Source organism: Chamaesiphon polymorphus CCALA 037 (assembly GCF_003003845.1).
GTDB classification, from domain to species: domain Bacteria; phylum Cyanobacteriota; class Cyanobacteriia; order Cyanobacteriales; family Chamaesiphonaceae; genus Chamaesiphon; species Chamaesiphon polymorphus.
Genome location: NZ_PVWO01000323.1, coordinates 1 through 6861, shown reverse-complemented (window position 1 = coordinate 6861; position 6861 = coordinate 1). Strand labels below are relative to the sequence as shown.

The following is a 6861-nucleotide window of genomic DNA, read 5'->3' as shown; positions in this document are numbered from 1 at the left end:
CCTCTAGCGGCGGCGCGAGTTCCCCAGCCGGACGGGGAGTAATCTTAAATCTACCATCCGTAATCGCCGCCAAGCGATCGGCAAAGGTTTTGGCACCACCAAAGATGGTATCGAGCGAGATCGGCCAACTCGTCGCCATTTGCCAGTTAATTATCGGTAAGCCACTCCCCGATCCTGAAGACCTTTTTCGCGCGCGACACGACACCAGAGCTGCCCCTGAGACCGTACTGGCGATCGCCGCTCTGACAAATTGTTTCCGTTTCACTTGTGACTCCTTGCGCTTCCGTACTAGAGATCTGACTCGATCGAGATTTAATTAATCCACCCACATTCGATCTAAGCTAATGTTAAACCACGCCCTACCACGACGATCGACAAGATTGCCGATCTGTCCTCAGACTTTGGTAAAATCGGGGGCGCAACTGCTTCATTTTAGGGAGATCGAAACTCTTGTCTAACCCGATCGCACCTGCTACGATGCGCGCCCTGTTAAACTTTTCGCGCGCGATCGATAAAATCACCGAGTTCATTGGCAGTTTGACTGCGGGGATAGTTATCCTCACGATCTCAGTCGGTTTTTACAATGTCGTCGCTCGGTATGTAGGGCGACTGATTGGCATCCAATTATCTTCCAACGCGCTCATCGAATTGCAGTGGTATTTATTTTCGATGATGTTCTTTCTGGGATTTGCCTACATTCTCAAACACGGTGCCAATGTAAGAGTCGATTTTCTCTACACCAATTGGACTCCCAAACAACAAGCCCTAGTCGATTTTATCGGTACGATCGTCTTTACAATTCCCTTTTGTATTTTAGGAATTTGGGTCGCACTCGATCCCGTATTGCAATCTTGGGGACTCTTACCCAATGGCAATTGGGGCACTTGGGAAATCTCCGCAGATGCCGATGGTTTGCCCCGCGCCCCAATTAAAACGATGATTATCGTTGCTTTTGTAACTTTACTACTCCAAGCGATCGCCCAAGCCATCAAGTATCTAGCCGTTTATAAAGGCTATCCTCATGCCGCCGAAATCATTCAAGCAGATATCGAAAATTTACCTCTAGAGTAACCTCACATCTCGCACCATTTATCTTTCTAAAATTTTAGTGATGAGGGTAGGTTTTGTTGAGAGATTATTTGTTAGTATCGATGCCTACTTGGATTGTCTTGACGCACACAAACGGGAGGGAACCTCCCGTTCGATGCGCCGCAAACCGACCCCTACAGATCCTGAATTAGGTTCGATAATTGGAGAATGAAATAGCCCTGAAACCTAGATGGTGGGCAGTACCCACCCTACTAAGCTCTTTTTCTCGGCAATAGCCCTGAAATCTCATACCACAGATTGACTCCCGTTGCGAAGCTAATGCGAAGCGCGCTACACCGTAAACAGATCGACCCTTGTGCAGGGGAGTTTGAGGGGCGGCACCCTGCCCCTCAACGGGGGGTCTGGGGGGAGCCTCCCCCAGATCCGGGTTCTCCAAGCACCAGCAACTCAAAACTAAGCACCACTCCAAAGAGATGCGATCGAAAAAAGTAGGGTACCCACGCCCTGGGCAACCTCTAGCTCGATCGAGCTGTAGCGGCCATCGTGAGTACCCTAAATCTATAATTCGACTAATCTGGTGTCGAGCGACTGCTAGCTAGCCATACTGACCGCTCATCGGCGTTTTGACGACCGATTTATAATGTTCCTGCGCGGATTCCTCATAATCGATCGTCATTTGAACTGGCTTGCAGCGTTTTATCGCTACCTGAATACCTTGGGCTGATTCACCTTCCAAATCTTCCACATAGCCCACTTTAGCCTCGTCAGCTTCCACAGCGGTTGCGAACGGTCCAAAATAATAGGTACAGTGAGGCTGTTCCGTCGTAATTTCGACCCACCAAGCTTGTCCTACGAGGTGGAGCGCACTGCTCCAGATATCTTGAATATTCATTGGTATAGATTCCGCCGATTCAAAAGAGGTTAATAAGTTGATGGACTTTGAAGAATATTAAGGCTTAGATATTAAATAATCCCAAAATATCTGCTTAACGCTCAGAAAGCCGTAACATATTTGACAAACGCTGGCGCGATATTTCATAGAGACACATCGCAGCAGCATTGGCAGCATTCAAACTGGGGGTTTTTCCGCTCAATGGAATCGACACCAAATGGTCGCATCCTTTTTGAGTTAGCAAACTCAGTCCGTCGCCCTCAGAGCCAATGGCTAGCGCGACGGGACGTCGATCGGTAAAATCGATGGTATATACTGCCTGTTCGGCATCAGCCGTGGTGCCATAAATCCAGAAGCCAGCTTCTTTGAGTTGACCTAAAGCGCGGCTGAGATTGACGACGCGAGCGACAGGTAGATGCTCTAGTGCGCCAGCGGCCACTTTCAGCACGGTGGAAGTGATCCCGACTGCGCGACGTTGGGGAATGATAACGCCTTGCGCGCCCAGAGCTTCGGCGGTACGAACGATCGAGCCGAGATTTTGAGGATCGGTGATGCCGTCTGCAACGACGATGACAGGTGCATCGGAAGCCGCTAACGCTTGGGCGATCAGTTCTTCGATTTCTAAATAGTCATGGGGGGCGACTTGGGCGACGATCCCCTGATGATTGCCACCATTGGCTAGATAGTTTAGTCTTTGGTTGTCTACTTCATCAATTACCGTACCATTAGCTTTGGCCTGGTCGATAAGGGTAAAGAAGGCGGGATGGTGGCGGAGCTTGGAAAGTACCCAAATCCGATTGATTTGTCGTTCGTTTTCGATCGCGGTGAAAACTGAGTGCTTGCCGTACAAATAATCGATAACTTCTTCTTCGGCGATATCTGGTGCGGGGGGATCTTGCCAACCGCCACGATTGTTACGGCTGGGCGGGCGATCTTGCCATTCTTTGGGCTTGCCACCAAAATCTGGGCGACGAGTGTCCTGACGGCGTTGGCGGAGCCTCTCAGAATGAGAATCTCCAAAGCTGGCGGGACGCTCGTCCCGACGGCGATCGTCAAATTTGGACGGACGCTCGTCCCGATTGAAATTAGGCCGAGGGGGGCGGCGATCCTCGCCATCCCGACCGCCTCGACGATCGCCGAAGGAATCGTCTCCACGGGGGTTATAACCGTCCTGACGGGGTGAGAAATCTTTGGAACGTGTCGGACGAGGTACGCCCCAATCCTGACGATCCTCGCGGGGCTTATCCTGACGACCGAATTTCCGATCGGGCTTGGGTCTGTCGAAACTCGATCCCCCTTCAGTCGGACGTGGACGATAGCTGCGATCGCGATCGAAATTGTTTGCGCCATCGGTCTTACGCGGACGACGATCTCCCGCGCGATCGTCGGGTTTGCCTCGATAACCAGATTCCCCACCTTCGTTACGACGCGGTGCGTCGCTGTAAGGCCGATATCTGTCCGAACTACTTCTACTATCCGAACTGCGGCTGGGGCGATAATCGCGATCCCCACTTCCCGAACCGTCACGATCGCGATCTCCCTGACGTGGGGAAGGTTTGCCGCCACTAGAGCGACGAGGTTTAAATACCATGTGATGTTAGCTAATTATTAAGGGGCTGGAGTCGGATCGAGTGGGAGTAGAGCGAGTAACTCCCACAGCCGTGGGGGATCGGTAATATGAAGATAACCGATTAATGTCTCAAAACTGGTAGCCTGCTGATAAACTTCGGGATCGAGGCGACGCGGACGACCATTCGCCGCATTCCGGCCTCGCCGGATGGCATCCAATTCCACGGATGTCAGATGGGGTAGGAGTAGTTGCAGATGACTAGACTGCGCTTCAGCACGTACTTGTGCGACAACTTGACGATGATAATCATGAGAACGTTTAGGCGGAAACAAAAATCTCGTGCGAACGTATAGTTCGTACACAGCATCGCCCAAATATGCTAGAGCTGCTGGGGACAGTTGCGGCACTTGGTTGGGGTGGATAGCTAAAATATGCGGCTGTTGCCAGCTTAGTGGTAGCTCAGTTTCACCCACAGCGATCTCTAATTAGCTAGATAATTTTGACTTCAGCTTTCCGATTTTATCAAGATTTCTCGAAACTGGTGGGAATTGATAGATTTTGACATTAAACTTAGCAGCTAAAGATTCCGGATGAGCGGTTTTCTATCTTACACGATCGCAGACCTATCCAGTCAATTGCGACTGGGTAGCGGTTGAAGCGAAAATGAGGACGAGTTCGCCAAAATTTCTCCCCATTCCTCGCGCGCTGGGGTAGGTGTTCTGGATTCAAGACCGAAGCCTCAGCAGATGCGGCTTGGCAGGGCGAAAACGCCACTAACCCGATGATGGCACCCCGATCTAAATATTAATTAGTGCGAGATCGGCACCATTACTATGACCGATCTCAGTTATTTTTATGCGGCTTCAATTCGTGCTAAGGCAGCATCGACAGAAGTCTGGAGCGATAAGAACTGCTCTAATCTCACGAGTTTGACAGTTTGGGTTACCCGCGCATTCGTGACAATTTGGACTGTTCCTTGGACGCTTTGAGCCTTTTTGACTAGTTGCACGAGCGCACCTAGTCCCGAGCTATCGACAAAATCGATTTTGGATAAATCTAAAATCAGATTGATCGGCCCTTCTTCGACGCATTTGTCCATTACCTTTCTAAAAGTTGGTTCGGAAAATGCATCGAGTAATCCGGTGAGGCGGAAGAGTTGGTAGTTATCTTTAACTTCGCGAGTGCCTCGGAGACTCACGGTTAAGCTTAGTGGTTCAGCGATAATAGCCTCCTTAAATGTTTACTTAAAATAAATGATTATCTGTAGGCGATATTAAACAATACTCTGGATTTATCACAAATTACGGTCATCTTGTCAACTTCCGATCGATTTAGGTGACAGATGCCAATCGGTGCCAAATCCATCAAACATTGTGCGACAGCTAGGTTTGAGTCAATAATGCCCCGATAAAATTTATCCTTTGCTTACTGAGTCGATGGCCGTCGATCGCGAGTCGAGTCGCCACAATTAGCGATCGCATCCCACAGATTTAACTTCCGATTGTAACAACACCTCTACGCTGCTACTCTCTATCTCCTGATTTAACTTCCCGCATCTGCTGGACGAATTTGGCAAACAGATAGTCGGCATCGTGAGGGCCGGGACTAGCTTCGGGATGGTACTGCACTGAGAAACATGGCAGCGTTTTGTGTTGCAATCCAGCAATGGTGCGATCGTTTAAATTCAGGTGCGTGATCTCTATATCTGCACCTAATGACTCAGCCGTCAGCGCAAAGCCATGATTTTGGCTGGTAATTTCTACCGTTTGGGTGAGTCCGGCTGGCTGATTGAGTCCGCGATGGCCGAATTTGAGTTTGAAGGTTTCCGCTCCCAAAGATAGACCGAGAATTTGATGACCCATACAGATGCCGAAAATCGGCTTGTCAGCACTCAATAACTCTTTAGTGGTTGCGATCCCTTCAGTGACGGCGGCGGGGTCGCCAGGGCCATTGGAGAGGAAGATCCCGTCGGGATCGTGCTTGAGAATATCGGCAGCGGAGGTATTAGCCGGGACGACAATTACCCGACAACCATAACTTGCCAACCGCTTGAGAATATTGCGCTTGACGCCAAAATCTAAAGCTACAACCGTTAAGGGTTCGCGATCTCCAGCACTCGATTCGGGTTTAAATTCCCACATTGCCTCACTCGGTTGCGACCACTCGTACACTTCTTGAGTGGTAACATTATCGACCAGATTTAAGCCACTCATGCTCGGTGCCGACTGCACCAGATCGAGTAGTTCCGCTGGATCGAGAATTTCGGTCGAAATCGCCCCATTCATGGCTCCTGCCGCTCGCAACTTACGAGTCAGCGCGCGGGTATCGATTCCATAGATCCCCGGAATACCATGGTGTTCGAGGTATTTGGGCAAAGAAGCCGTCGATCGCCAGTTACTCGGACGATAGCAGACATTGCGCGCGATCGCTCCTCGCACATGTGGCGCGTGAGACTCTTCATCGTCGGGATTGACGCCTGTATTACCCAATTCTGGATAAGTAAACACGACAATTTGACCGCTATAGCTGGGATCGGTAAGTACTTCCTGATAACCAGTCATCCCGGTATTGAAGACAACTTCGCCAATGGTCGTACCCATCGCTCCAAATGACCAACCCTGGTAGGTTGTACCATCTGCTAGAACCAATAATGCTGGCAATACCGCAGAAACGGACATAGTATTTACAAACGGGTTATTATGGCGGTTGCAATTATACCATCCCGCAGCTAGTCGCTATCATCGCCAATGCTACCCATTCAGAAATACTTACAACTAATCGCACTCTTATTAGCAATCCTGGGTGCGATAATCGATCGACCCGCACGGAGCGATGTCTCGACTGACAACCCAATTTTATCGGAATCTTTGTGCCAAAAAGTATTTGCAGACGCGCTTTCCAGAGCCAGAGCGGGTAATTGGCAAGCTTCAGAACAGGATCGGCGGATTATCCAACAGTGTCGTGCCAAGTTTTCTCCCCCTATCGCTCCCAATACTCCATTACCCCAAGCATCTTTGTGTGTTTCTTTAATTAAAAGTCTGCTCCAAGGCAGTCTAGATCGGCTCACTGAAGATTTTTCAGAAGATCGATGGCTACCAGCCACAAGATGCTCTGAGGTAGTGGCTTCTTACTATATGCCATCGGGTTCGATGTTACCGACAATGAAAATCAACCAGCGATTTATCATTGACAAAACAGCATATAAAACCCAATCTCCGCAGCGGGGGGATATGATTATTTTCAACCCCACCTATCAGCTCAGACAAGAAAAATTTACAAACAAATTTCTCAAAAGGATTATTGGACTACCAGGTGAAACAGTAAAAATCCAAAATGGTAAGGTTTATAT

At 49.5% G+C, this 6861-nt stretch carries 7 protein-coding genes and 1 pseudogene; 2 read left to right on the top strand and 6 right to left on the bottom strand.

Going from position 1 to position 6861, the window contains the following annotated elements:
* Positions 1-265, bottom strand: a pseudogene (locus C7B77_RS20410) (ABC transporter substrate-binding protein); the annotation flags it as partial.
* Positions 266-477: 212 nt separating this feature from the next.
* Here C7B77_RS20410 and C7B77_RS20405 point away from each other — a divergent pair.
* Entirely contained in the window at positions 478-1071 is a 594-nt protein-coding gene (locus C7B77_RS20405; RefSeq protein ID WP_106309091.1) for a TRAP transporter small permease subunit, read from the top strand.
* Between the two features lie 574 nt (positions 1072-1645).
* Here the strand turns inward: C7B77_RS20405 and C7B77_RS20400 are convergent.
* From C7B77_RS20400 to carA, 5 genes are all read right to left on the bottom strand, one after another.
* Positions 1646-1942, bottom strand: coding sequence for a DUF1816 domain-containing protein (locus C7B77_RS20400; protein ID WP_106309088.1), 297 nt, complete (start codon positions 1940-1942; stop codon positions 1646-1648).
* Positions 1943-2036: 94 nt separating this feature from the next.
* Complete coding sequence (rlmB, locus tag C7B77_RS20395; protein WP_106309085.1) at positions 2037-3533, bottom strand: 23S rRNA (guanosine(2251)-2'-O)-methyltransferase RlmB; 1497 nt, start codon at positions 3531-3533, stop codon at positions 2037-2039.
* A 17-nt stretch (positions 3534-3550) separates the two neighbouring features.
* Positions 3551-3943, bottom strand: a complete 393-nt coding sequence (locus C7B77_RS20390; protein WP_245894286.1) for a Mini-ribonuclease 3 — start codon at positions 3941-3943, stop codon at positions 3551-3553.
* A 422-nt stretch (positions 3944-4365) separates the two neighbouring features.
* The gene (locus C7B77_RS20385) at positions 4366-4710 is read right to left on the bottom strand and encodes an STAS domain-containing protein (RefSeq protein WP_219892219.1); all 345 of its coding nucleotides are present in this window, start codon (positions 4708-4710) and stop codon (positions 4366-4368) included.
* 325 nt (positions 4711-5035) lie between these two features.
* On the bottom strand, positions 5036-6190 hold the full coding sequence (carA, locus tag C7B77_RS20380) for a glutamine-hydrolyzing carbamoyl-phosphate synthase small subunit (RefSeq protein WP_106309076.1): 1155 nt from the start codon (positions 6188-6190) through the stop codon (positions 5036-5038).
* Positions 6191-6259: 69 nt separating this feature from the next.
* On the opposite strand from carA, the gene lepB reads away from it, so the two are divergent.
* On the top strand, positions 6260-6861 hold a 602-nt coding region (lepB, locus tag C7B77_RS20375), incomplete at its 3' end, for a signal peptidase I (protein ID WP_106309073.1).